This window comes from Sphingomonas sp. G5 (assembly GCF_052660795.1).
Genome location: NZ_CP109660.1, coordinates 2889659 through 2914323, shown reverse-complemented (window position 1 = coordinate 2914323; position 24665 = coordinate 2889659). Strand labels below are relative to the sequence as shown.

At 70.9% G+C, this 24665-nt stretch carries 21 protein-coding genes; 13 read left to right on the top strand and 8 right to left on the bottom strand.

The genetic code is table 11. The annotated features are described in order from the left end of the window. The first annotated feature begins 20 nt into the window (after positions 1-20). The 7 genes from NE358_RS14040 (at position 21) to araA (ending at position 8773) form a co-directional block, all read left to right on the top strand. Complete coding sequence (locus NE358_RS14040; protein ID WP_141377483.1) at positions 21-1526, top strand: sugar ABC transporter ATP-binding protein; 1506 nt, start codon at positions 21-23, stop codon at positions 1524-1526. After that, the gene (locus tag NE358_RS14035; protein ID WP_141377484.1) at positions 1523-2545 is read left to right on the top strand and encodes an ABC transporter permease; all 1023 of its coding nucleotides are present in this window, start codon (positions 1523-1525) and stop codon (positions 2543-2545) included. Before NE358_RS14040 ends, NE358_RS14035 begins: the two co-directional genes overlap by 4 nt. Before the next feature lie 35 nt (positions 2546-2580). Continuing rightward, positions 2581-3147, top strand: a complete 567-nt coding sequence (locus tag NE358_RS14030; RefSeq protein ID WP_141377486.1) for an SIS domain-containing protein — start codon at positions 2581-2583, stop codon at positions 3145-3147. Positions 3148-3307: 160 nt separating this feature from the next. Then, on the top strand, positions 3308-4276 hold the full coding sequence (locus NE358_RS14025; RefSeq protein ID WP_141377488.1) for a LacI family DNA-binding transcriptional regulator: 969 nt from the start codon (positions 3308-3310) through the stop codon (positions 4274-4276). Between the two features lie 668 nt (positions 4277-4944). Then, positions 4945-5661, top strand: coding sequence for an L-ribulose-5-phosphate 4-epimerase (locus NE358_RS14020; protein WP_289939493.1), 717 nt, complete (start codon positions 4945-4947; stop codon positions 5659-5661). Next, complete coding sequence (locus NE358_RS14015; RefSeq protein ID WP_289939491.1) at positions 5658-7241, top strand: xylulokinase; 1584 nt, start codon at positions 5658-5660, stop codon at positions 7239-7241. Before NE358_RS14020 ends, NE358_RS14015 begins: the two co-directional genes overlap by 4 nt. 20 nt (positions 7242-7261) lie before the next feature. Then, positions 7262-8773, top strand: coding sequence for an L-arabinose isomerase (gene araA, locus NE358_RS14010; RefSeq protein ID WP_289939487.1), 1512 nt, complete (start codon positions 7262-7264; stop codon positions 8771-8773). 546 nt (positions 8774-9319) lie between these two features. Here the strand turns inward: araA and NE358_RS14005 are convergent. After that, a complete protein-coding gene (locus tag NE358_RS14005; RefSeq protein WP_289939484.1) occupies positions 9320-9973 on the bottom strand; it encodes a hypothetical protein in 654 nt (217 codons plus the stop codon). A gap of 108 nt (positions 9974-10081) precedes the next feature. On the opposite strand from NE358_RS14005, the gene NE358_RS14000 reads away from it, so the two are divergent. Next, entirely contained in the window at positions 10082-11149 is a 1068-nt protein-coding gene (locus NE358_RS14000) for an SDR family oxidoreductase (protein ID WP_289939481.1), read from the top strand. A gap of 279 nt (positions 11150-11428) precedes the next feature. Here NE358_RS14000 and NE358_RS13995 read toward each other — a convergent pair whose 3' ends face one another. Further along, positions 11429-12985, bottom strand: coding sequence for a deoxyguanosinetriphosphate triphosphohydrolase family protein (locus NE358_RS13995; RefSeq protein ID WP_289939477.1), 1557 nt, complete (start codon positions 12983-12985; stop codon positions 11429-11431). Positions 12986-13091: 106 nt separating this feature from the next. Between NE358_RS13995 and NE358_RS13990 the strand changes: the two genes are divergently transcribed. Further along, positions 13092-13712 carry an aminotransferase class V-fold PLP-dependent enzyme gene (locus NE358_RS13990; protein ID WP_353853275.1) on the top strand — a complete coding sequence of 207 codons (621 nt, stop codon included), beginning with the start codon at positions 13092-13094 and terminating at the stop codon, positions 13710-13712. An 86-nt stretch (positions 13713-13798) separates the two neighbouring features. Continuing rightward, positions 13799-14647 (top strand): alpha/beta fold hydrolase, encoded by an 849-nt coding sequence (locus NE358_RS13985; RefSeq protein WP_289939472.1) that lies wholly within the window; start codon positions 13799-13801, stop codon positions 14645-14647. A 114-nt stretch (positions 14648-14761) separates the two neighbouring features. On the opposite strand, the gene NE358_RS13980 is transcribed toward NE358_RS13985, so the two are convergent. The 4 genes from NE358_RS13980 to NE358_RS13965 are packed head-to-tail and all read right to left on the bottom strand — an operon-like array spanning position 14762 to position 20312. Beyond that, positions 14762-17116 carry a beta-xylosidase/alpha-l-arabinosidase gene (locus tag NE358_RS13980; RefSeq protein ID WP_141377502.1) on the bottom strand — a complete coding sequence of 785 codons (2355 nt, stop codon included), beginning with the start codon at positions 17114-17116 and terminating at the stop codon, positions 14762-14764. A 6-nt stretch (positions 17117-17122) separates the two neighbouring features. Then, positions 17123-18007: a carbohydrate ABC transporter permease gene (locus NE358_RS13975; RefSeq protein WP_289939470.1), complete on the bottom strand. Its 885-nt coding sequence runs from the start codon at positions 18005-18007 to the stop codon at positions 17123-17125. Further along, positions 18004-19017 carry a carbohydrate ABC transporter permease gene (locus NE358_RS13970; RefSeq protein WP_289939468.1) on the bottom strand — a complete coding sequence of 338 codons (1014 nt, stop codon included), beginning with the start codon at positions 19015-19017 and terminating at the stop codon, positions 18004-18006. Before NE358_RS13970 ends, NE358_RS13975 begins: the two co-directional genes overlap by 4 nt. 11 nt (positions 19018-19028) lie before the next feature. Further along, positions 19029-20312 (bottom strand): extracellular solute-binding protein, encoded by a 1284-nt coding sequence (locus NE358_RS13965; RefSeq protein WP_116239323.1) that lies wholly within the window; start codon positions 20310-20312, stop codon positions 19029-19031. A gap of 175 nt (positions 20313-20487) precedes the next feature. Between NE358_RS13965 and NE358_RS13960 the strand changes: the two genes are divergently transcribed. From NE358_RS13960 to mmuM, 3 genes are all read left to right on the top strand, one after another. Beyond that, complete coding sequence (locus NE358_RS13960; protein WP_103205806.1) at positions 20488-21489, top strand: LacI family DNA-binding transcriptional regulator; 1002 nt, start codon at positions 20488-20490, stop codon at positions 21487-21489. A 233-nt stretch (positions 21490-21722) separates the two neighbouring features. Then, complete coding sequence (locus tag NE358_RS13955) at positions 21723-22229, top strand: MarR family winged helix-turn-helix transcriptional regulator (protein WP_103205807.1); 507 nt, start codon at positions 21723-21725, stop codon at positions 22227-22229. Beyond that, positions 22226-23080 carry a homocysteine S-methyltransferase gene (gene mmuM / locus NE358_RS13950; RefSeq protein WP_289939462.1) on the top strand — a complete coding sequence of 285 codons (855 nt, stop codon included), beginning with the start codon at positions 22226-22228 and terminating at the stop codon, positions 23078-23080. Before NE358_RS13955 ends, mmuM begins: the two co-directional genes overlap by 4 nt. Positions 23081-23117: 37 nt before the next feature. Here the strand turns inward: mmuM and NE358_RS13945 are convergent, their stop codons facing one another. Next, positions 23118-24026, bottom strand: a complete 909-nt coding sequence (locus NE358_RS13945) for a hypothetical protein (RefSeq protein WP_289939457.1) — start codon at positions 24024-24026, stop codon at positions 23118-23120. A 94-nt stretch (positions 24027-24120) separates the two neighbouring features. Beyond that, positions 24121-24594 carry an Lrp/AsnC family transcriptional regulator gene (locus NE358_RS13940; protein ID WP_103205810.1) on the bottom strand — a complete coding sequence of 158 codons (474 nt, stop codon included), beginning with the start codon at positions 24592-24594 and terminating at the stop codon, positions 24121-24123. Positions 24595-24665: the final 71 nt, after the last annotated feature.

Genomic DNA, 24665 nt, shown 5'->3' with positions numbered 1-24665 from the left:
CCCAGCGAGACGGAGACGTCATGACCATCCTCACGGCCACCGTGCCCGCCATCCAGATCGACGGCGTGAGCAAGACCTACGGTGCGACGAAGGCCTTGCAAGACGTCTCCGTCTCGATCCTCCCCGGGCAGGTGCACGGCCTCATCGGACGCAACGGTGCGGGTAAATCCACCCTGCTGCGCATGATCACGGGCCTCGAGACGCCCGACACGGGGACGGTGAGCTTCTTCGGGGAGGCGGCCCCGCCGGCATCCGACCCCAAGGCCTGGCAACAACGCGTGGCCTGCGTGTACCAACGGCCCTCGGTCTTCGCGAACCTCACCATCGCGGAGAACCTCTTCGCGGGGCGCCTGCCCACCACCGGCGCCCGCGTCTCGTGGGCGAAGATGCAGTCCGAGGCCGAGCGGATCCTCGACGCGTGGAACATCCGCCTCGACCCGAAGCTGCTGCTCGCGGACGCCCCGATCGAGGAGCGTCAGATGCTCACGATCGCGAAGGCGCTCGAGGCGGGGACGCGCATCGTCCTCCTCGACGAGCCCACCGTGCAGCTCGAGGGCGCCGCCATCCGACGCCTCTTCGACAAGGTGCAGGAGCTGCAGGAAGCGGGCGTCACCTTCGTGTTCGTCTCGCACTTCCTCCGGGAGGTGACCGCGATCTGCGACTCGGCGACCGTGCTGCGCGACGGGAAGCTGCTCTGGTCGCGCACCGGCGACGACATCCGTTCCGACGACCTCGTCGACGCCCTGCTCGCGGGCCAGGAGCAGCGTCGGCACCGTGCCGAGAACACCGCTCCGGCCCTCGACGCCCGATCCGCCGTGCAGCTGCGCGGGGCCACCGATCGCGAGGGGGCGTTCACGGACGTCACCCTCTCGGTCGCGCCCGGCGAGCTGATCGCCATCGGCGGCGTGGGCGGATCGGGGAAGTACTCGGTGGGCGAGGCCATCGCGGGACTCCGGCCGCTCGGCAGCGGGGAGATCGTCGTCGCGGGCGACCCGATCCGCACCGGCGACGTCAAAGCCAGCCAGCGGGCGGGCGTCGGTTTCGTCCCCGCCGACCGGCACAAGGACGGATACGTCCCCCAGCTCAGCGTCGCCGAGAACATGACCATGGGCGTCATGGACCAACTCGCCCCGAGGGGCTTCTTCTCGCCGCGCGCGCAGACCGAGATGTCGCGAACGCTCATCGCCGACGTGGCCCTCGTGCCCCCGGACCCGAAGCTCGCCGTGTCGGGCCTGAGCGGCGGCAACCAGCAGAAGGTCGTTCTGGCGCGGGCGCTCGCGCGCTCCCCTCGAGTGCTGGTGCTCATCTCGCCCACCGCGGGTGTCGACATCGCCGCGAAGGACGCCATCTATGCCCTGATGCTGAGGGCCCTCGCCGACGGCGTCGCCGTCATCCTCATCTCCGATGACGTCGAGGAGCTGCTCGTCAGCCCCCGCGTCCTCATCATGCGCGAGGGACGGATCTCGTCCGAACTCGCCGATCCCACCGAAGAAGACATCGTTCGAGCCATCGAAGGCCTGGAGTGAACACCGTGCGAACCACCGTCGTCAGAACCCCCGTCAGCACCCCGAACCCCGTGGTGCGCTCCGTCGTGAAGAACGTGCGCGAGCTGAGCGTCCTGCCGGGCCTCGTCATCGTCGCGATCGTCGGAGCCGTCGTCAGCCCCGCGTTCCTGTCCGCCGCGAACCTCACGCTGATCCTGCGGCAATCCGCCGAACTCGGGATCGTCGTGATCGGCCTGACGTTCATCCTCATCACCGGCAAGCTCGACATCTCGCTCGAGTCGACCGTGGGCCTGGCCCCCATGGTCGCCGCGTGGCTGATGGTGCCGGCCGCGATGGGCGGCCTGGGCTCCGAGATCGGGCCCGGGGTGGCCATCCTCGTCACCCTCGCGATCGGCGTCCTGATCGGGTTGATCAACGGCTTCCTCGTCGTGAAGGTCAAGCTCGATCCGTTCATCGTCACGCTGGCGATGCTGATCCTGCTGCGCGGAATCACGCTCGGCGTCAGCCAGGGCAAGACCCTCGCCGGCCTGCCCGAAGCCTTCCGCTACGTCGGTTCGGCGCGCTGGGCCGGCATCCCCGCGGCGATCTGGATCACCGGCATCCTGTTCCTCGTCGCCGGGCTCGTGCTGCGCTACACCGCGTGGGGCCGTGCGCTCTACGCGATCGGCGGCAACGCCGACGCGGCCCGAGCCGCCGGCATCCGGGTCGATGCCGTCCTCATCACCGCCTTCGTCGTGGCCAGCGCGCTCGCCGCCTTCGCCGGTCTCATGCTCGCGGGGCGTCTCGCCTCGGTCACCAGCGGCATGGGCGACAACCTCATCTTCAGCGCGCTCGCCGCGGCCGTCATCGGCGGCGTGCAGCTCAACGGCGGGCAGGGGCGCATCGTGGGGGCCCTCCTGGGTGTGCTGCTGCTCGGCACCCTGACGAACGTGCTCACGCTCGCCGGTGTCCCCACCTTCTGGATCAACGCCGTGTACGGTGCGGTCATCCTCCTGGCGCTGCTCGTCGGCCGCTGGGGTGCCCGCTCGAACGCGCACTGAGCCCGAGACCGCAGACGAAAGAAAGGACCGCGCCCATGTCGGAATTCCAGGACATCAGTTCGACCGTCGTCGCCGAGTTGGGGGAGGTGTTCCGCCGCGTACCGGAGGAGAACCTCGACGCCGCCCTCGACGCCCTCGAGAAGCACCAGCGCATCTTCGTGCTCGGCATCGGGCGGGAGGGGCTCGGCTCCAAGGCCTTCGCGATGCGCCTCACGCACTTCGGGAAGACCGTGCACTGGGGATGGGACGACACCACGCCCGCGGTCACGGCGGACGACCTGTTCATCATGCCCACGGGCCCGGCGAACATCCCGCACCTGCACTACGTCGCGGAGCAGGTCAAGAAGACGGGCGCGACTCTGCTCGTCGCCACGGCCGTCCCCGACGGGCCGACCGCGCAGCTGGCCGACATCGTGCTGACGGTGCCCGCCCACACCTACGGCGCCGACGACCCGAGCGTTCTGGTCCCCACTATCCAGGCGATGGGGAGCCTGTTCGAGCAGTCGCTCTGGATCTTCTGGGACGTGCTGTACCTCATGCTCGTGCGTCGCACCGGCGCGAAGTTCGAGGATCTCGTCGCCCGCCATCGCAACTTCGAGTGAACGATCCCGGATGCCCCGGTTCCGTCCCCTACGGAGCCGCGGCATCCGGTCGTCCGGGGTGAGAACTAGCCCCGCCGACCGGGGCGGGGGCGTGCCTATGCGGGGGGATGCCGCGGATCCTTCCCGTGCCGCCTCTCCCGCGCCGCTACTGTGAGTCCTCATGAGTGGCGACACCGGCGGCAAGCGCATCGGCGTTCGTGACGTCGCCGTCGCCGCCGGGGTGTCGGCGCAGACGGTCTCGCGCGTCCTGAACGGATACCCGGGCATCCGCGAGGCGACCAGGGAGCGCGTGCTCGACGCGGTCGCCGCCCTGGACTATCGCGTGAACAACGCCGCGCGCGCACTCGGCACGAGCCTGACGCGGACGGTCGGGGTCGTGGCATCCGACGCGGTCCTGCACGGCCCCGCGGCGGGGATCACCGCCCTCGAGCGGGCCGCGCGGGCGCGCGGTCGGTGGATTTCGACCGCCTACACAGACTCGGACGACCCCGCCGACATCGACGCCGCCGTGCGCCACCTCCTGGATCAGGGGGTCGACGGGATCGTGCTCGTCGCCGCGCACGGAGCCACCTCCCTCGAGGGATACGACGTGCCGATCGTGCCGCTGTACGGCGAGTCCGGGAGTCGGCAACGCGATGCGGCCGCCCTCGTCGTGGACCATCTCGCCGACCTCGGGCACCGGCGCATCGTCGAGGTGGCCGGCCCGTCGGACTGGCGCGAGGCCCTCGCGCGCACGGCCGGCGTCGCCGACGCCGTGGACCGCCGCGGCCTCGAACGCGCGGACCGGCTCGAGGGAGACTGGAGCGCGGCTTCAGGGGCTGCCGTCGCGGAGGCGGTCGCCTCCGGCATCGCGGCGGGGGCCACGGCCGTCGCGGTCGCCAACGACCAGATGGCCCTCGGACTCACGGCCGGTCTCATGTCCCGAGGTCTCCGGGTGCCGGCGGACGTCTCGGTCGCGGGCTTCGACGACAATCCGGATGCCGCGTTCTACACCCCGTCGCTCACGACGGTGCGCCTCGATGTCGAGGGGGAAGCGGAGTACGCCGTGGCCGCCGTGCTGGGCGATGCGGTCGTCGCGCCGGCGGCTCCCGTGCTGGTGGTCCGGGACTCCACCGCCCCGCCGGCCTGACGCCGCACGGGCTCGCGCGGGGCGCGGCGCGCGGGGCCGGTGCTGCAGCGGGCAGCGACGCGGCTGCGGGCCGGCGGCGCCGAAGGTCGGCGCGGCGGCGGGCCGTGACGCGTGCGCAGGGTCCCGGCGCCCGGGGCTGGCGCGGCGGCGGGCTGTGACGCGGGCGCAGGCTCGCGCGGCGCGCGGGCTGGCGCGGCGCCGGGCTGTGACGCGGGCGTGGGCGGCGCGCGGCGCACGGGGGCTGGCGCGGCGGCGGGCCGTGACGCGTGCGCAGGGTCCCGGCGTCCGGGGCTGGCGCGGCGCCGGGCCGTGCGAAACTCCTGAAAAGCGCCCTGATCTGCCTCCCCGCCCCGACTGGATCCACCTGGAGGGCCGGAAACTCCGGAGTTTCGCACATCCCGCCGCGCCGCGACGCCGCCGACCCCCCGCACACCCCGCCGCGCCGCGACGCCGCCGAACCCCCGCACACCCCGCCGCGCCGCGACGCCGCCGAACCCCCGCCCGCCCTTCGCCCCGCACCCGGCCCAACGGCGCCTCGAGATCGTGTGATCTCGGTGCGCGCGGGGCGGCAACCCGCGAAAAGCGCCCTCGCGGCGCCGCGATGTTACCGGTAACATTACGGATCGAGGGCGCCGCGCCCACCCCGAACCCCGTCGAAGGAGACACGCGTGTCCGATGCCGCCACGTTCGCGCCCGAGGTGCAGGAGGCGATCGACGCCGTCCGCGCCGACGTCGCGAAACTGCACGCCGAGCTCGTGCGCTACAACCTCATCGTCTGGACCGGCGGCAACGTCTCAGGTCGCGTGCCCGGAGCCGACCTGTTCGTCATCAAGCCCTCGGGCGTCTCGTACGACGACCTGGCTCCCGAGAACATGATCCTCTGCGACCTCGACGGCAACGCGATCCCCGGCACGCCCGGCTCCGAGCGCAGCCCCTCGAGCGACACCGCGGCGCACGCCTACGTGTACCGGAACATGCCCGAGGTCGGCGGGGTCGTGCACACGCACTCCACCTACGGCGTCGCCTGGGCGGCACGTGGCGAAGAGATCCCCTGCGTCATCACGGCCATGGCCGACGAGTTCGGCGGTCCCATCCCTATCGGCCCCTTCGCGATCATCGGCGACGACTCGATCGGCCGCGGCATCGTCGAGACCCTGCGCGGACACCGTTCGCGCGGCGTGATCATGCAGAACCACGGCCCCTTCACGATCGGCACGAACGCGAAAGACGCCGTCAAGGCCGCCGTCATGCTCGAAGACGTCGCCCGCACCGTGCACATCGCGCGTGAGGCCGGCCCGCTCATCCCGATCCCGCAGGACAAGATCGACGCCCTCTACAACCGCTACCAGAACGTCTACGGACAGAGCACGGACGACCGCCGATGAACGCCCGCATCACCGCCCTGGTCCAAGAAGGCCGCGCCTCCCTCGGCATCGAGCTCGGCTCCACCCGCATCAAGGCGTGCCTCATCGGCCCCGACGCCGAGGTGCTCGCGGTCGGCTCCCACGAATGGGAGAACGTCTACGCCGACAAGCTCTGGACCTACTCCCTGGATGCCGTGTGGTCGGGCCTGCAGGCCGCGTACGTCGAGCTGGTCGCCGACGTGCGGCAGAAGTACGGCGTCACCCCCGAGCGGTACGCCGCGATGGGGGTGTCGGCGATGATGCACGGCTACCTCGCGTTCGATGCCGACGGCGAGCTGCTCGCGCCCTTCCGCACGTGGCGAAACACCAACACCGGGGTCGCGGCCGCCGAGCTCACCGAGCTGCTGGGCGTGAACATCCCGCTCCGCTGGTCGATCGCCCACCTGCACCAGGCCGTCGTCGACGCCGAGCCCCACGTGCCCGAGATCCGCTTCCTCACGACCCTCGCGGGTTACGTCCACTGGAAGCTCACCGGTGAGAAGGTGCTCGGCGTGGGCGATGCCTCGGGCATGTTCCCCATCGACTCCGCCACCCGCGACTACGACGCCGAGCTCGTCGCCCGCTACGACCACGTGGCCGCAGGCCGCGTCCCGGCTCTGAAGGACCTCCTCCCGCGGTCGCTCGTCGCCGGTACCTCGGCGGGCAACCTCACCGCCGAGGGCGCTGCGCTCCTCGACCCGAGTGGAACCCTGCGTCCCGGCATCCCGTTCGCCCCTCCCGAGGGCGACGCCGGAACCGGCATGGTCGCCACCTGCGCCGTCGCCCCCCGCACGGGCAACGTCAGCGCCGGCACGAGCATCTTCGCGATGGTCGTGCTCGAGCGGCCGCTCAGCCAGGTGCACCACGAACTCGACCTCGTCACGACGCCGTCGGGCGACGCGGTGGCGATGGTGCACTGCAACAACGGCGCGAGCGAGCTGGCCGCCTGGGCCAACATGTTCACCGCTTTCTCCGCCGCGGCGGGCACGCCGGTGACCCCGGATGCCACCTACGCGGCGCTGTTCGAGGCGGCCCTGAACGGCGAACCCGACGCCGGCGGACTGCTGGCCTACAACCACCTCGCCGGCGAGCCCATCGCGGGTCTCGACGAGGGCCGTCCGCTCGTCGTGCGCACGCCCGACAGCCGCCTCACGTTGCCGAACTTCATGCGCGCGCAGCTGTACGGCGTGTTCGGAACGCTCGCGCTCGGCATGGACGTGCTCCACGGCGAGGGCGTGCAGCTCGACCGGATGTACGCGCACGGCGGCATGTTCCGCACGGCCGGTGTCGCCCAGCGCTTCCTCGCGGCAGCCCTCGACGCTCCCGTCGCGGTCGCCGAGACGGCATCCGAGGGCGGCGCGTGGGGCATCGCCGTGCTCGCGGCCTACGTCGTCGACGGCCAGGGCCGCGATCTCGACACCTACCTGCGCGAGGCGATCTTCGCCGACGCGCCGATCGTCACCGCCGACCCCGACCCGGCCGATGTCGCCGGATTTTCGACCTACCTCGACCGTTACCGCGCCGGACTCGCCGTCGAGGCCGCCGCCGTGGCATCCCTCTGATCACTCGAAAAGGAACAGTCATGACCCGCTCTCCCCTCAAGAACGACCTCGACGGCTACGAGGTCTGGTTCGTCACCGGCAGCCAGAACCTCTACGGCGAAGAGACGCTGAAGCAGGTCGCCGAGCAGTCGCAGGCCGTCGTCGAGGGCCTTTCCGGCCTGCCCGTGAAGGTCGTCTGGAAGCCCGTGCTGAAGGACTCCGACAGCATCCGCCGCATGGCTCTCGAGATCAACGGTCGCGACGACGTCATCGGCGTGATCGCGTGGATGCACACGTTCAGCCCCGCGAAGATGTGGATCGCCGGCCTCGACGCGCTGCAGAAGCCGCTGCTGCACCTGCACACGCAGGCCAACGTCGAGCTGCCGTGGAACGACATCGACTTCGACTTCATGAACCTCAACCAGGCCGCCCACGGCGACCGCGAGTTCGGGTATATCCAGACGCGCCTGGGTGTGTCGCGCAAGACCGTCGTCGGCCACGTGTCGAACCCGGCCGTACGCCAGCAGATCGAGGACTGGGAGCGCGCCGCCGCCGGTTGGACCGCCGCCCGCACCCTCAAGCTCGCCCGCTTCGGTGACAACATGCGCTTCGTCGCCGTCACCGAGGGCGACAAGACCGAGGCCGAACTGCGCTTCGGCGTGCAGGTCAACACGTGGGGCGTCAACGAGCTCGTCGAGGCCGTCGAGCGGGCATCGGATGCCGACATCGACGCCCTCGTGCAGGAGTACGTCGACAGCTACGACGTCGTCGACGAACTGCTCCCGGGCGGCGCGCGTCATCAGTCGCTGCGCGACGGCGCGGCGATCGAGCTGGGCCTGCGCTCGTTCCTCGAGGAGGGCGGCTTCGGCGCCTTCACCACCTCTTTCGAAGACCTGGGCGCGCTGAAGCAGCTTCCCGGTCTCGCGGTGCAGCGCCTCATGGCCGAGGGCTACGGCTTCGGCGCCGAGGGTGACTGGAAGACGGCGATCCTCGTGCGCGTCGCCAACGTCATGGGTGCGGGCCTGCCCGGCGGCGCCTCGCTCATGGAGGACTACACCTATGACCTGGTGCCCGGGTCGGAGCGCATCCTCGGTGCGCACATGCTCGAGGTCTCGCCCTCGCTGACCACGAAGAAGCCGCGCCTCGAGATCCACGAGCTGGGCATCGGCGGCAAGGACGACCCGGTGCGCCTGGTCTTCACCGCCGACGCCGGCCCCGCCCTCGTCGTCGCGATGAGCGACATGCGCGACCGTTTCCGCCTCGTGGCCAACGTCGTCGAGAACGTGGACGCCCCCGACCTGCCGAAGCTGCCCGTGGGCCGCGCGGTGTGGAAGCCCGCCCCCGACTTCGCGACCTCCGCCGGCTGCTGGCTCGCCGCGGGTGCCGCGCACCACACCGTCATGACGACGGCCGTGGGCATCGAGGTGTTCCGCGACTTCGCCGAGATCGCCAAGACCGAGCTCGTCGTCATCGACGACGACACCACGGTCCGCGGTTTCCAGAGCGAGCTGCGCTGGAACCAGGCGTACTACCGCCTGGCCCAGGGCCTGTAAGACCCCCGCCGCCCCGGGAGCGTGATGCCCCGGGGCGGTGCGGCACGTGCGCGTTCCGTTCGCTCGGAACGCGCCCCGCTCGCCGAGGTGCCCCTTACCGCCTCGGCGAGCGGACCGTGCCCCGGATCCCTGGTGGCGGTGGGCTGCCCGGGATCCGGGGCACTTTTGGTGCGGGGCGTGATCAGCTCGTGTTCAGGGATGCTGTGGCGTCCGGTGGTGGGGGCCGTGTCCCGGTTTCGGTGGGGGCGTGTCCCAAGTTGTGCGGCCTGCGGGGTGCTGAGGCCGCCTTTTTTGGGACATGGGTGCCGTGGCATCCGGTGGTGGGGCCGTGTCCCGGTTTCGGTGGGGTCGTGTCCCAGGTTGTGCGGCCTGCGGGGTGCTGAGGCCGCCTTTATTGGGACATGGGTGCCGTGGCATCCGGTGGTGGGGCCGTGTCCCGGTTTCGGCGGGGTCGTGTCCCAGGTTGTGCGGCCTGCGGAGTGCTGAGGCCGCCCTTTTTTGGACATGGATGCCGTGGCATCCGGGGTCGCGGTGTCAGGCGACCGATCAAGACGCCGCCGTCGGCGCGAAGGATGCCAGCGCGGCGCGGTAGACGGACGAGTCGGCACGAACCCCGGGTGTGACGAGAAGGCCCGTCGCGCCGAGGGACCGTACGTACGCTCCCCGGCACGGGATGACCACGATCCGCACGAGGCCCTGCCGCCAGGCGGGGACGAGAGCCTCGACATCGCGGCGTTCGGGGATGTCGGCGAACGAGTGCGGCCGTGCCGAACGCCGCGCGTCGGATGCGCGGTCCCGCGCGTCGTGGAACGACGGATCGTCGAAGACGCCGTCGCCGAATTCCTCGCGCCACGAGGGGCCGGTGACCTCGGCGAGCAGGGCCGCGCGCTCCTCGGGTGGCAGATCCTGCCGCATGAGCCTGTCCATGGCGGGGGAGCCGGTCGGGCGCCCCGCGTGTGCGACGACCCGAGCCCAGAGAGCGGCCCAGGCGGACTGCCATCGAGCACGCTCGGTCTCGCCGAGCGTTCGCGCGCCCGGGGCGGGAGTGTCGATCAGCGGCGGCGGAACGTCGCCGGCGACCTCGAGCGCGTAAGCCTCGCGGACCCAGAGCATCTCGATCGCTTCGTGCGGGTCGTCCTCGATGGCCAGGATCATGTCGTGCGGCCAGGGGTCTCCCGGGATCGGGTGGGTGGACTGCATCACTCCAGGGTCGCGCGGTCGCTCGCGGAACGGAACCCCGTACCGAGGAATACCCGCCGAACACCCGTGGTTGCCCCTCGTTCACCTCGATCGATGGGACCCCTCCTCTTGACTGACTCCTCACATGCCCTCGTGGTGGGCGCGACCGGTATCGCCGGCGGCGCCCTGCTCGATCGACTGGTCGACGACGGCTGGGAGGTGACGGCGTTGTCGCGGCGGCCCGGCCCGGCCCGACCGGGACTGACGTGGCGATCGGCCGACCTGCGCTCGCGCGACGCGCTGACCTCGACCCTGCGGGGCGTCCCCGTCACGCACGTCTTCTTCACCGCGTGGTCACGGCAGGAGACCGAGGCCGAGAACATCGCCGTCAACGGCGGCATGGTCCGCGACCTGCTCGCCGCGCTCGCCGAGGCGCCGGTGCGGCACGTCGCTCTGATGACCGGGCTGAAGCACTACCTCGGGCCCTTCGAGGCCTACGGTCAGGGCGAGATGCCCGACACCCCGTTCCACGAGGACGAGCCGCGGCTCGACGTCGACAACTTCTATTACGCGCAAGAGGATGAGCTCTTCGCCGCGGCGAAGCGCCAGGGCTTCACCTGGTCGGTGCACCGCTCGCACACCGTGCTCGGGCACGCGGTGGGCAACGCGATGAACATGGGCCTCACCATCGCCGTGGCCGCGGCGATCAGCCGCCACACCGGTCGCCCGCTCGTCTTCCCCGGCAGCGAGACGCAGTGGAACGGCCTGACCGACGTGACCGACGCCGATCTGCTCGCGAGCCAGATGGCGTGGGCGGCCACACACCCCGAGGGCGCCGACGAGGCCTTCAACACGGCCAACGGCGACGTGTTCCGCTGGCGCTGGATGTGGCCGCGCATCGCGTCGGACCTCGGTGTGGAGGTCAAGGGCTTCGACACCGCGCCTCGACCGTTCGAGCAGCAGATGGCGGATGCGGCGCCGGTGTGGGCCGAGATCGTCGAGAAGCACGGTCTCGTCGAGCCGGACCTTGCGCGTGTCGCTTCGTGGTGGCACACGGATGCCGATCTCGGACGCGACATCGAAGTGATGACCGACATGTCGAAGAGCCGCCTGGCGGGCTTCGTCGAGCATCACCGCACGCGGGACTCGTTCTCGCGCCTGTTCGAGCGGTACCGGGCGGCGCGTCTCATTCCCTGAGCTCGCGCACGCGGTCCGCTCGCGCGAGATGTCCCACTTTGTGCAACTTTCGTGGCGTCCGGCTGCGCATGTGGGGACACGGCTGCCGTGGCATCCGCTGGCGTGTGTCGCTGCGCGAAGTCAGTGCGGTGGTGTCCCACTTCGTGCAGCTCTCGTCGCGTCCGCCTGCGCATTCTGGGACACGGCTGTCGGCGGGTGACGCTCGCGCGAGATGTCCCACTCCGTGCACCTTCCATCGCGTCCCGCCGCACATTTCGGGACACGGGGAAGGGCCCCGGCCTACAGCCGCTGCCCCAGTGACCACAGGCGGTCCGCGCGCCCCGAGATCGCCTCCGACAGCGCGAACGCCTGCGAATCGGTGAGGGATGCCACGTAGTCGACGATCCCGCGGGATCGCGCGAGCGTCTCGGCCTCGGCATCCGAGGGTCGACGCTCGGCGGGCAGGGTCGCGTACTGCTCACGGGCCAGGGAGATGAGCTCCCGCAAGCGGCGGGGCGTGCGAGCGCGGTCGAGGTCGTCGTCGAGCCATTCGCCCAGTGCCCGCACCGAGCGGGCGAGGATGCGACTCATCCCGCGCTGCTGGATCGCCAGGTCGGGGCGGCTCAGCACGAAGCGCTTGTGCACGAACTTCAGCACCTCGACGTGGTGCCAGGCCCAGGGCGACAGCACGACCGGCCCCGCTCGGGGGGTGTCGAGGGGACGCAGCCGCGCCGACTCCTGGAACCGACGGATCCACCGATCGGTGAAGGCCGCGAGCCGGCGCTCGGCCGTCAGCGAGCCGTCGAAGGGGCGGGCGAGCAGGTCGGTGACCATCTCGGCATCCACGTCGCTGACGGCGGCGAGGAAGGCCTCGTCGTCGGCGATCCACGGGTCGTCGCGGCGCATCTTGCGGCGCAGGCGCTCCAGGCCCGCCCCGGGCATGAGCTCGGCCCGCACCTCGGCGTCGTCGCGGTCGCGCCACTCGAGCACGTCGTCGAGCCAGCCGCGGAACTCCGCCGCGATGGGCGCGTGGTCCAGGATCCCCGCCCGGTAGAAATCGTCGACGTCGTGCACCGAGTACGCGATGTCGTCGGCCAGGTCCATCACGGCTCCCTCGATGCTCTGGCGCAGGGGCGCGGCATCCACCCCCTCCCGGGCGGCGGCCAGGTCGGCGAGATCGAGGTCGTACGCCGAGTACTTATGCACCCGATACGCGCCGTCGGCGGAGCGGCGGATGCCACGGGGCGGGCCGATCCGCTCGACGTCGGCCGCCTCGACCGACGGTGCCCACGGGTACTTCGCCGACGCGGCGCGCACGGCGGCGGTGAGGTTGAGTCCCCGAGGGGCGTTCTCGACCACGTCGAGGGCGGTGAGGATGCGATAGGTCTGGGCGTTGCCTTCGAACCCGTCGGTCAGGCCCAGCTCGTCGCGCGCGAGGCGGTCGAGGGTGGATTCGCCGAGGTGGCCGAACGGCGGGTGGCCGAGGTCGTGGGCGTACGAGGCCGCCTCGACGACCGTGGCGTTGCAGACGTCGCCCTCGCCGGCCTGCCGCGAACGGGTGTTGAGCTGCTGGGCGACGACGCGCGCGATCGCGCTGACCTTGAGCGTGTGGGTGAGTCGGTTGTGCACGGGCGCCCCGCCGATCGAGGGCGACACGACCTGCGTGACGGCCGACAGCCGCGAGAAGTACGGCGAGAACTGGATGCGCTCCAGATCGATCGACCACGGGTCGGCGCGAGCGTCGTCGTGGTCGGGGTGGACGCGGGATGCCGGGTTGCCGACGACGGCGTCTTGGTCGACGTTCACGTGCTCCGGGCGCGCGGCGAATGCCGGGGGAGTGGTCTCGTTGTGGAGCAAAGCGGTCCTCTCGCGGCGTCGACGACGTGGATCCACGCTAACGCGCCGTCTCGGCCGTGTCGTTCGCCGTTGACGGCGGTGGTTCTGGCGGCGACGGCTCTCCTGCGTGGGACGAGAGAGACGGTCGCCGCTCTCGCGGCACCTCGTCGGTCTCTTGCGGGGTGGCGTTCAGCTCGAAGGAGACCCTGCTCCCCGAACCGTGGGGGAGAACCCGGGAGGCCTTCTGGTGCGGGCTGTCTCCGTCCAGGCCCGGGTCGTTCACCCGAGTCACCGCCGGGAGCTCGGCACCCTGCCCTATGAGCTGATGGCCGGCACGACTGCCGCGGTCGATTTCATCGCCGCGATCGGCGGCCCCGAGGGAACCCGCCGCGAACGCCTCGTCCGAGCGATCGAAGCGATCGACGAGCACGAGACCGATCTGCGAGAAGTCATCGAGACCGGCTTCGCCGCCTTCGACGACCTCACCGTACACTCGCGTGCCGCGCGTCGGTCTCCGACCCTGTTCGTCTCGGTCGCGGGCGGTCGCGATCAGGAACTCGCCCGTTTTCTCGCCAGCCGCGACATCAATACCCCGGCCAGTCACTTCTACGCCATCGAGGCCTCACGACGACTCGGACTCGGCGATGGTGGTGCTCTCCGTGTCGGCCTCGCGCCATACAACACGCGGGACGACGCCGACCGGCTCCTGAACGCGACGGCTGACTTCCTGGCATCCCGCCGGCCGTGAAAACCCGAACCCGGCGCCCACGCCGGGCGGCACCGTAGTGACCGTGGCGCTCGCTGGGAAAACGCAGCTCCCTCTTATACGCCTCGATGCTGACCGACGCAATCGTCCGAGTCGCCGAGCGCTCGAAAAGTACCCGGGTTAGCGTTGCGAACATGACGCTGAATCATGTTCGACGCGGGAGTGGCCGCCCACTGCTGCTGGTGCACGGCCTGGGCGCAGGCTGGCGATCCTGGACTCCGATCCTCGATGAGCTGGCCCGGCACCGTGAGGTCATCGCCGTCGACCTGCCGGGATTCGGTGAGACACCGCCGCTGTCCGGTGACGTCTCGATTGCCACGCTGGCCGACTCCGTCGCGGACTTCATCCGCGAGCAGGGACTGGAGGGGGTCTCAACCGTCGGGCAGTCGATGGGCGGCCGAATCGTGCTCGAGCTTGCGCGGCGCGGAGTGGGCGGGGACAGCGTCGCTTTGGACCCTGGCGGGTTCTGGAGTCCCCGCGAGCGCGCTGTCTTCGCCGCCACGCTGCGGCCGTCGATCGTGCTGGTTCGCGCATTGCGCGGCGTTCTGCCCGCCTTGCTCAGTAACCCCGTCGGACGGACGGTGCTTCTGGCGCAATTGTCAGCGCGACCGTGGGTCCTTTCGCGGGAAACGGTGCTGCCGGACGTGCGCGGACTGGCCGATTCCCCCTCGGTCGGAGCCGCTATGAATGCCCTCACCAAGGGCCCCCTGCAACAGGGCGCCCCCGCGGGCACGGTACCCGGCCGGGTCACGATCGGGTGGGGTCGGCGCGACCTGGTGACCGTGCCCAAACAGGCCGATCGCGCCACCCACCTGTTCCCCGACGCTTCGCTGCACTGGTTCGAACGATGCGGCCACTTTCCGCAGTGGGACGTTCCCCACGAAGCGACACGACTCATCCTCGACAGCACCAGCTGAAGCGCGGGACTGCGTGCGTCACCGGCCGCCACTGCTCGCCGCGCGGTTCCGAGCAGGTGTGAAAACCGGTGCGAGAGCCGATGCGGTGGTCTGTCTCGCACCCCGCCCGCGCCGTCAGCCCCGCCGCACCTCGACCTCGACGATCCGCGCGTCCTCGACGCCCAGCTCGTACGTCGGCCCGACGATCCGCAGCGCCACCGCCTCGTCGATGTCGGCGCACGACGACCCGAGCCGCAGCTCCACCTCGCCCGCCTCGACGACGCGCCGCATCGAACGGTCGCTGTAGGCCAGGCGCGAGGCGGGCACGGTGAAGCGCACCTCGGCGCTTTCGCCGGGCGCGAGCTCGACCCGCGCGTACGCTACGAGCTGCGCCACCGGGCGTGTGACGCTGGCCACCGCGCGGTGCGCGTACACCTGCACGACGTCCGCCCCGTGCCGGTCTCCGGTGTTCATCACGCGCGCCGACACGGTGAACGCGTCACCGGCGCGCACCTCGACAGAAGCTCCGGATGCCGGTACACCGGCGCCACCGGCAGCTGCGGCCGCCGCGACCCCGTCCACCGTCAACCCCCCGCGCTCGAACGACGTGTACGACAGCCCGAACCCGAACGGACGCACGGGCGTCGAGTCGGTGCTCGTCACACCCGACGGTCCGCCCAAGAGCGGGTGAAGGTACGAGTACGGCTGCGCGCCGGCCGAACGGGGGAGCGAGACGGGCAGACGGCCCGAGGGGGTGGCATCCCCTGCCACGAGGGCAGCGAGCGCCGGCGCGCCCTCCTCGCCGGGGAAGAACGCCTGCAACACCGCGGCGGGACCGCCTGCGGTGTCGAGCGCCCAATCCAGAGCGTAGGGGCGCCCCGTCAGCAGGACGAGCACGACGGGGGTTCCCGTCGCCACGACCGCCTCGACGAGCTGGCGCTGCACGCCCGGCAGGTCGAGCGAGTCGGCGTCGTTGCCCTCGCCGACGGTTCCGCGGCCGAAGAGCCCGGCACGGTCGCCGACGACGACGATCGCGACCTCGGCCTCGCGGGCGAGGGCGGCGGCGGCATCCAGCCCCGAGAGGTCCGAGCCCTCCACGGCGCATCCTTCCGCGTACGCCACCTCGCCGAAGCGCTCGACCAAGGCCTCGCGCACGGTCGGCAGCGAGAAGCCGAGCGGGAAGCTCGGGTGGTGCGCGAGTACGTGGTTCGCGAACGAGTAACAGCCCATGAGGGCGTCGGTGCTGTCGGCGTTCGGGCCGATCACCGCGATCCGTCCCGGCGCGCGAAGCGGCAGCACCCCGTCGTTGCGCAGCAGCACGACCGACTCCTCCGCGAGACGGCGGGCCAGCGCCCGGTGCTGGGCATCGTCGAGGTCGATCTCGGTCGGGGCGTCGGTGAAGTCGGCATCCAGGAGTCCGAGATCTTCCTTCTCGGCGAGCACCCGCGCGACGGCGCGGTCGACGACGGCTTCGGGGAGGTCTCCGGATGCCACCCGCTCGGCCAGGTGCGGATACGCGTCGGGCCCCGGGAGTTCGACGTCGATCCCCGCTTCGAGCGCGAGTTGCGCGGCCTCGCCGCGGTCGGCCGCGACCCCGTGCATCGATCGGAGGAACTCCACGGCGAAGTAGTCCGAGACGACGGTGCCGTCGAAGCCCCAGCGGCGGCGGAGCAGGTCGGTCAGCAGCTCGGGGTTCGAGGCGACGGGCACACCGTCGATCTCGGTGTACGAGTTCATGACGCTCCGCACCCCGCCGTCGCGCACCGCCATCTCGAACGGGGGGAGGAAGACATCCTGCAGCTCGCGCCGACCGGCCGACACGGGTGCGTGGTTGCGGCCGGCGCGTGAGGCGGAGTAGCCCACGAAGTGCTTGAGCGTCGCGTGCACGCCCGCCCCCTGCAGCCCGCGCACGTACGCGGTGCCGATCGTGCCCACGACGTAGGGGTCCTCGGCGATGCACTCGTCGACCCGGCCCCACCGCGCGTCGCGCACGACGTCGAGCACCGGAGCCAGGCCCTGGTGAACCCCCACCTCGCGCATGGAGCGACCGATCGCGGATGCCATGAGCTCCACGGCCTCCGGGTCGAACGACGCGCCCCAGGCCAGGGGCGTGGGGAAGGTCGCCGCCTTCCACGCCGCGAACCCGGTCAGGCACTCCTCGTGCACGAGAGCCGGGATGCCGAGGCGGGTGTCGGTCTGCAGGCGGCGCTGCTCGCCCCACAGCCAGGCGGCGCGCTCGACCGGGTCGACGGGCCGCGTGCCGTAGACCCGGGTCAGGTGGCCGAGGCCGTGCACCGTGGCATCCGTGTAGGCCGCCGAGGTGATCTTCTCGCCCGACAGGGGCGCGACGACCTCGTCGCCCTGGTCGACCCAGTATCCGACGAGCTGCGCGAGCTTCTCGTCGAGGGTCATGTCGGCCACGAGGGCCAGCACGCGGGGGGAGATTCCCGGTGCGCGGGCAGCACCGACGTCGGTGTTCTGGATGGTCATGGGGGATCAGCCCTTCACGGCGCCGGTGAGGCCGCCGACGATGCGCCGCTCGAACACGCTGAAGAACAGCAGAGCGGGGATCATCGACAGCGAGGTGAACGCGAGCACTCGCGCGGTGTCGACGGAGTACTGCGAGGCGAAGGCCTGCGTGCCGAGCGGCAGCGTGTAGGCGCCTTCATTGTTGAGGATGAACAGCGGCAACATGTAGGAGTTCCAGCTGTTCACGAAGGCCAGGATGCCGACCGTCACCACCGCGGGCACCGCGAGGGGGAGCACCATGCGCCAGAAGAAGCCGAGGCGACCGAGTCCGTCGATGGATGCCGCCTCCTGCAGTTCTCGCGGGATCGCGGAGAGGAACGGCGACAGGATGATGATCGTCAGCGGCAACGCGAACGCGATCTGCGGCACGATGACGCCGGCGAGGGAGTTCATCAGGCCGAGGTTGCGCACGAGGATGTACAACGGCGTGATGGCCACGGTCATCGGGAACATGAGCCCCGCGGTGAACAGCGCGAACACCGCGCCGCGGCCGCGGAAGCGATAGCGAGACAGGCCGTAGGCGGCCATCAGACCCAGCGCGACGACGAACAGTGTCGTGGCGATCGCGGCGATCGCGGAGTTGCCGACCTGTCCCCAGAAGACGCCGCTCGTCAGCACGTCGGCGTAGTTCTGCCAGTTCCACGTGGTCGGCAAGCCCGAGGGGTCGACCGTGATCTCGGCATTGGAGCGGAAGCCGCCCAGGATGATGAACACCACGGGGGCGAGCATCAGCCCGATGAGCAGCAGGGCGACGAAGCCGACGACGACGCCGGTCGAGCGCTTCGAGCCGGCCGGGGCGCGACGCACCGACCGCGGAGCTTTCGGGGCGACGAGGGTGGCGGTGGCGGTCATGAGGTGCCTCCCGTGAGAGCGCCGGCCGTGTCGCGGCGGAGCACGAAGCGCTGGTAGATGAGGGCGACGGCGAGCGAGATGAGGAACATCACCACGGCGACGGCGCTGCCGTAGCCGAAGCTGCCGGCGTTGCGGCCGTTGGCGACCATGTAGGTGGCCATGGTGGAGGTGCCCGCCGTCGAGGCGACGTACTGACCCCAGATGATCCAGACGAGGTCGAACAGCTGCAGCGAGCCGATGATCGACAGGAACGCCCAGATGCGGATCGTCGGACCCATGAGCGGAAGAACGATGTGGCGCTGGATCTGCCAGTACGAGGCGCCGTCGATCGCGGCAGCCTCGCTCAGCTCCTCGGGGATGCCCTGGAGCCCGGCGAGGAAGAGGATCACGGCGAAGCCGATGTACTTCCACGTGATGATGATGAGCAGCGTCCAGATCGCGAGTGCCGGGTCGGAGATCCAGTCCGCGCGAAGTGAGCCGAGCCCGATCTTCTCCAGAGCCCCGTTGAGCGCGCCCCCCGACTGCAGCATGAGGCCCCAGCCGAGGCCCACGACGACCTCGGAGATGACGTAGGGCACGAAGATCAGCACGCGGATGAGCGACTGCGCGCGCATCTTGCGGTTCAACAGCAGTGCGAGACCCAGCGCGAGCGGCCCCTGCAGGACGAGGGAGCCGACGACGATGAACGCATTGTGGCCGAGGGCCTCGTGGAAGGCCGGGTCGGTGAGGATGGTGACGTAGTTGCGCAGTCCGACGAAGTCGACCGGAGCGCCGAAGCCCGACCACTTGTAGAAGCCGTAGTAGGCGGCGAGGGCGACGGGCAGGATGACGAACGACACGAACACCACCAGGGCGGGGCCCAGGAGGATCGCGAGTTCGCCGCGGATGCGCCAGTTCTCGAGCCGGCGCCGCGCGGGCGGCCGCCCGGCCGAGGGGGCGCGCGTGGCGCCCTCCCCGGCCGGGCGACGAGACCCGGCGTCAATCGCCGAAACGGCGAGTTGGGTGGTCATGGTCGGTGTCCTCAGCGGGAGGCGGCGGCGTTGACGGCGTCGACGATGCCCTGCGGGCTGCCCTTGCCGGCGAACAGGTCGACCACGGCGACGTTCAACGCGTTGCCGACGTTCTGCCCGTACAGCGTGTCGAGCCAGACCGAGACGTAGGGGGCGTCGGTGTACGCCTTCAGCGCCGACTGCAGGGCGGGGGTGGTGACGGCATCCGTCGCCTCGCTCGAGGCGGGGATGGTCTGGAAGGCCGCGGCGTACTTCTCCTGGTTCTCCTTGTTGACGAGGAAGTTCAGGAAGTCGGTACACTGCGCCGGGGCGTTGACCCAGCATGAGTAGCCGTCGACGCCACCCATGATCGCGCCCTCTTCGCCCTTGCCCCCGGGAACCTCGGGGAAGGGGAACCAACCGAGGTCGGCGAGGGGCTTCTCGTCGGGCGTGAGCGAGGCGATCACGCCGGGGTTCCAGGCGCCCATGAGTTCCATGGCGGCCTGGTGGTTGGCGAGAAGTCCCGCCGACGAACCGGCGCCCTGCTGGGCGGCCGTGGTGAGGAAGCCGTCATTGAAGGGCTGGGTCTTCAGGAACGACTCGAGGTTCTCGCCCGCTTGGAGCCAGCACGGGTCGTCGAAGCTGCGACTCTGTGCCGCGCTGTCCAGGACGTCCTTCGAGCAGGCGCGGAGCGCGAAGTTGTAGTACCAGTGAGCCGCGGGCCAGGCGTCCTTCGCGCCGACGGCGATCGGGGCGACGCCCGTGGCGCGGATCTTCGCGTCGGCGGCCTTGAGGTCGTCGATCGTGGCGGGGGCGGCGGTGACCCCGGCCGCGGTGAGGAGGTCCTGCGAGGTGAAGATTCCCGAGGGCAGAACGGCGACGGGCATGCCGTAGTTCTTCCCGTCGACCTCGAAGGCGCCGAGCGAGGTGCCGAGGGCGGTCTTGGCATCCGTTGAGATCTTGTCGGTGAGATCCATCGCCTGGCCGGCCGCGACGATGTCGGCGAGCTTGCCGCCTCCGCGGGCCATGAACAGGTCGGGGGCGTCGCCGGAGTTGAGGGCGGTCTGGAGCTTGCCGTCCATCTCTTCGTTCTGCACGGCCTGGATCTCGATCGTGACGCCGGGGTTGGCCGCCTCGAACGCTGCGGCCGTGTCTTCCCAGTACTTCTTGCCGTCGCCGGTCGTGGAGTTGTGCCACAGCGTCAGAGTGACCGAACCGTCGGCGTTCTGCCCGCCTCCGCCCGCGGCGCAGCCGCCGAGCGCGAGTGTTCCGGCGACGGCGAGGGCCGCTCCGGCGAGGATCTTGCGCGTGTTCATGTGATTCCCGTTTCTCTTCGTCGAGGTGCGCCGTGGGACGCGTCGGTGTTCGGCTGCTTCGCCGTTCGTGCGCTTCTCGGGGTCTGCTGCCCGCCGAGGTGTGAGCAGTGTCGCCCGGCGGTCGCGGAGTCGTCAAACGTTTTCGAAAATGTTTTCCACGCTAGGGTCGGATGCCATGACGAGGCGCGCGACCATCCACGACGTCGCCGCGGCGGCCGGAGTCTCGGTGGCCACGGTGTCGAAAGCGGTGAACGGTCGCTACGGGGTGTCGGCCGAGACCGTCGTGCGGGTGCTGGACGCCGTGAAGACCCTCGGATACGAGTCGAGCCTCGTCGCGAGCAGCATGCGCTCTCGCCGCACCGGCGTGATCGGCGTGCTCGTGGCCGACATCGAGCCCTTCTCCGCCGAGATCCTCAAGGGCGTCGGCGGAGCCCTCTCCGGCACCGGGTACGACCTGCTCGCCTACACCGGTGCGCGCCGCGACGGAGAGGGATGGGAGCGCCGCTCGCTGAGCCGCCTGAGCGGCACGCTGATCGACGCGGCCATCATCGTCACGCCGACCGTCGTCACCGTCTCGGGCGAGGTGCCGATCGTCGCGATCGACCCCCACACGGGTCGCGGAGACCTGCCCACCGTCGAGTCCGACAGCTACACCGGCGCGCAGCAGGCCGTGCATCACCTCGCGCAGCTCGGTCACCGGCGCATCGGCTTCATCGCGGGGCGGCCCGATCTGCGCTCGGCGGTCGCGCGGGCCTCGGGGTACCGTGCCGGGCTCGCGGCCGCGGGCCTGCCGTTCGACCCGGCGCTGGTCGGGGTCGGACGCTACGAACAGGACGTCGCGCGCGAAGCCGCCGAGGCCATGCTCTCGCTCGACGACCCGCCCACGGCGGTGTTCGCCGCGAACGACCTCTCGGCGCTGTCGATCATCGAGGTCGCCGTCGCGCGCGGGCTGAGAGTGCCCGACGACCTGTCGGTGGTCGGTTTCGACGACGTCCCCGAGGCCGCTCGCGCGCAGCCCGCCCTGACCACGGTCCGCCAGCCGATGAAGCGTCTCGGTGCCGAGGCCGTGCGGATGGTGCTGGCGCTCCTCGCGGGGGAGACCCTGCCCGAGACGCACATCGAACTCGCCACGCGCCTCGTGGCGCGGGGGACGACCGCGCCGCCGCGCTCGCGCTGAGCCGCGCCGCCGGTGAGCCGCGCCGCCGGTGAGCCGCGCCGCGAGACGTGATCGGGTGTCTCGACCGCGGTCATCGCCCCGATCGGCCCGGTGAGTGTCCACGAAACCCGGACGCCCCGGGAAAACGTCCGGGTGTTCTGGACACTCGACGCGCTCCACCCCGGGAGTATGTGAAAACGCCCACCCCGCCCGTCGCGCACCGCACCACCCCGCGGCTCGGGTACCGTCGGAGGGTGCCCACTGCCAGCAGTAAAGACGACGAGGTCGACCTCCTCATCGACGCGTGGTCGCAGTTGCTTCCCGACGTCGATCTGACGCCCCTCGACGTGATGTCGCGCCTGCGCCGCGCGGCGTTTCATCTGTCGAAGCTCCGGGCCAAGGCCTTCGCCAGCGCCGAGATCGCCGTCTGGGAGTTCGACGTGCTCGCCGTCCTCCGCCGCGCCGGCACCGAGCTCAGCGCCACGCGCCTGATCACCGCGACGATGATCGGCAGCGCCGCCATGACCAACCGGCTCGACAAGCTCGCCGAGCGCGGACTCGTCAACCGCCGCCCCAACCCCTCCGACGGCCGGGCGATCCTCGTCGCGATCACCCCCGAGGGCATCGAGCGCGTGGATGCCGCGATGACCGAACTCGTGCGCCTCGAGGCCGAGGCTCTGCGCGAGGTCAGCCGTCAGGATCAGGCCCTGCTCGCGAGCGCGCTGCGTGTGCTGGCCGCGGGCGAGACGCACGAGGCGTGATCGACCTCGCCACCGCTCTCGCGCAGCGCCCCGTCGTCCTCGACGGTGGCCTGGGCACTCTGCTCGAAGCGCGCGGCAACGACGTGACTTCTGCACTGTGGTCGGCACGAGTGCTGCGCGACGAGCCCGACGAGGTACGCGCTGCCCATGCCGAGTTCGCCGCCGCGGGGGCCGAGGTCGTGATCACCGCCTCCTACCAGCTGGGTTACGGCGGAGCGATCCCGGATGCCGAGGTCGAAGCGCTCCTACGCCGCTCGGTGTCTGTTGCTCGTGAGGCCGCCGACGTGGTGGTTGCGGCATCCGTCGGCCCGGTGGGAGCCCTGCGCGCCGACGGCAGTGAATACACCGGTGCCTACGGACTGACCCTCGATGAGCTGCGCGAGGCCCACCGCCGACGCCTGCACGTGGTGGCCGAGTCGGGCGCCGACGTTCTCGCGGTCGAGACGATTCCCTCCCTTCTCGAGGTGGAAGCCCTCGCCCTCGAACTCGACGGCCTCGGTGTCCCCGCCTTCGTCAGCGTCTCCGCCGACAGCACGGGTTTCGCGCCCGACGGTTCGCGGGCCGAAGCCCTGCGCGTCGCGGCATCCGTTTCGAGCGTGCTCGCCGTCGGCGTCAACTGCTGCGCGCCCGGTTCCGTGCTCTCGGCGCTCGGCGAAGCTCCCGGCATCCCTCTCCTCGCTTATCCGAACACCGGTGAGCGGTGGGATGCCGCGACGCGAACGTGGCATGGGGGCGCGGCGGCGTTGGCCGACGATGCTCCCTCGTGGGTCGCTGCCGGTGCGCGCCTGGTAGGCGGCTGCTGCCGCTCGACGCCCGCCGACGTCGCGGCGATCGCGGCCGCGGTGGGCTGAGCCGCCACCCCGGCACAGCGGCCAGCGATCGCGACGCTCAGATGGTGATGCGCAATCGCCGCCGGGGGGTCGCGTCGGTGATCAATTCGACCTCCTCGGGGCGCCAGCCGTAGTCGGTGGCCAGGCGTTCGCGCAGCGCCGTTGCCGCCGACGGCAGCGAGGTCTCGACACCGCGCGGTCCGTCGATGGCCGCGGGGTCCAGATCGCGCGCGGCCAGACGCAGATCGAGCAGGAGAACGCGCACGCGCTCGCGGCCGAGGGCGGCGGTGGCGAGATTCCAGTCGCCGATCGAGATCGACGCCCCGCGCCGGCGTCCCCCGGTGGCACCGCTCGCGGAGGGCAGACCGACCATCATGATCGAGACACCCGTCGACAGCATCGCCGCGATGCCGGCCACGATGACGCCGTGGGGAGAGAACGCGGGGCCCAGGGAGTCACCCGTGACGGAGAGAACCCCGCGCACAGCCGAATACAGGCCGTAGGAGCCCATCGTGGCGGCGAGCACGAAGCGGGATCGGCGGGGGAGAGCCGGCGCCCGGAACGCCAGCACCGCGCAGAGGCCGCAGGCCGCCGTGAGCGTGAACGCCTTGATCGTCGGAGCCGCGGCGGGGACGAGGGCGAAGCTCAGGGCGGCGCCGGCCGCGACCGTCGCCGCTATCGGCAGGGATCGAGCGAGGGGGCGACCGGGCGCGACGACGAGAGCGGCGCACAGCAACGCGGGGGCGAGGACCATCGCGGCGTCGGCCGCCACGCGACTGAGGCCTCCGGCGCCGCTCGAGGCCATGATGTCCAGCACACCCGCGCCGACCGAAACCGCTCCCGAGAGGGCCCCGACGCGCAGGAACACCCCCAGAGGACCCGTGGAGCCGATGCGCGGGAGGATCACCCACACCACGCCGATCGCCAGCCCGACGCACATCACGGCCACACCGATCGACAGCACCATGGAACCCCCTCCGGGGTCTCATCATGGCGGCGTGGTGGGGTGCACCGTCCGTCTTGACGCCGGTTGCGCGAGAAGCTATCGACGCGGGCGGGGTTCAGTCGAAATCGGCCGCCAGTGCGTTGCGGTGGTACTCGAAGATGATGCTCGTGCGGGTGGAGGCCACGCTGTGCCGGGCGGACAGATGGTCGACGACGAAGCGCCGTACCGCCGAAGAATCGTCGACCGCGATGTGTACGAGGAAGTCGTCGGCCCCGCCCAGGAAGAACAACTGGATCACGTCCGGGTGGCGGCGGATCTCGTGCGCGAACGCGCGGATGCTCTCGTGGCGCTGCCCCGGTCGCAGAGTCACGCCGACGATCGCCTGCAGGCCCCGGCCGAGACGACTCTGGTCGACGGCGGCGTGGAAACCCGAAATGAGACCACGATCGGTGAGGCCTCGCAGGCGGGCATGGGCAGTGGATGCCGCGACCCCGAGCGCGTCGGCGAGGGCGGCGTTCGTCATCCGGGCGTCGGCGGACAGCAGCTCGATGATTCGGGCATCGAGCGGGTGGAGGTCGTCTTCGGTCATCGCAGATCCTTCGCATCCGAGGGCCGGTTGGGCCCCCGTTATACGAAGATATCTGCTCTCCTGACGGGATA